We start from the raw sequence: 1,223 nt of genomic DNA, 5'->3' as shown, positions 1-1,223 counted from the left end.
CCGTCACCGGCACAGGGCGGCCGGCCCTTCACCATGGGCCGGCCGCCCTGTGCCGGTGACGGTGGCGCGTACCAGCCCGGCTGGCCCTGCCCGGGCACCGGCATCGGCGGTTGCACGCCCGGCGGCAGCGGCTGCATCAGACCGGCCTTCTGGTCGATCGTCGAGCGGTAGTCGACGGCGCCCTGCGTCATCCGCATGTACGCCTCCTCCAGCGAGGCCTGGTGCGGGGACAGCTCCCACAGTCGTACGTCCGTGTCGTGCGCGATGTCGCTGATGCGGGGGAGCGGCAGTCCCGTCACGCGCAGGCCGCCGTCCTGCTCGGGCAGGACGTGGCCGCCGGCCTCGGTCAGTGCGGAGGTCAGCTTCTCGCGGAGCTGGGGTTCGGTGTCGGGTGTGCGGACGCGGGCGAAGTCGGCGGAGTTGGCCGAGATGAAGTCCCGGACGCTCATGTCGGAGAGGAGCTGGCCGCGTCCGATCACGATGAGGTGGTCCGCCGTCAGTGCCATCTCGGACATGAGGTGGGAGGAGACGAAGACGGTACGGCCTTCCGCCGCGAGCGCCTTCATCAGGTTGCGGACCCAGAGGATGCCCTCGGGGTCCAGGCCGTTGACAGGCTCGTCGAAGAGCAGGACCTGGGGGTCGCCGAGGAGTGCGGCGGCGATGCCGAGTCTTTGGCCCATGCCGAGGGAGAAGCCCTTGGAGCGCTTTCTCGCGACGTCCTGGAGGCCTACGACCCCGAGCACCTCGTCCACGCGCCGGTCCGGGATGCCCGAGAGCTGGGCCAGGCTGAGGAGGTGGCTGCGGGCGCTGCGGCCGCCGTGCACGGCCTTGGCGTCGAGCAGGGCACCGACCTGGCGGGGGGCGTTGGGGAGCTTGCGGTAGGGGAAGCCGCCGATCGTCACCTGTCCCGATGTGGGGTTGTCCAGGCCGAGGATCATGCGCATCGTCGTCGACTTGCCCGAGCCGTTGGGCCCGAGGAAGCCGGTGACGGCACCGGGCCGCACCTGGAAGGAAAGGTTGTACACGGCGGTTTTGTCGCCGTAGCGCTTGGTCAGGCCGACAGCCTCGATCATGCTCCGCACCCATCGAAAGGATCAGGACAGCAGGGCGCACGCCCCCGTAAGGGTTAGGAGGATATCGGGGCGCTGACGGTTCCGCTCAAGAGAAAGTAAAGCCGTGGCCTTGGGTCGGGGTGTCGGGGTCGCGGCGGTACGGCGAGCCCG

The 1,223-nt window shown here is 70.0% G+C and carries 1 protein-coding gene; it reads right to left on the bottom strand.

What is annotated here, in order from left to right; all coding sequences use genetic code 11:
• On the bottom strand, positions 1-1,073 hold a 1,073-nt coding region (locus tag JHN45_RS52075), incomplete at its 3' end, for an ABC transporter ATP-binding protein (RefSeq protein ID WP_201056519.1).
• Positions 1,074-1,223 lie beyond the last annotated feature (150 nt).

Origin of the sequence: Streptomyces sp. MBT53, assembly GCF_016654115.1 — a bacterium.
Taxonomy (GTDB): Bacteria; Actinomycetota; Actinomycetes; order Streptomycetales; family Streptomycetaceae; genus Streptomyces.
Note: the sequence above shows the minus strand (reverse complement) of the source record. Positions and strands in the feature narration are given on the sequence as shown.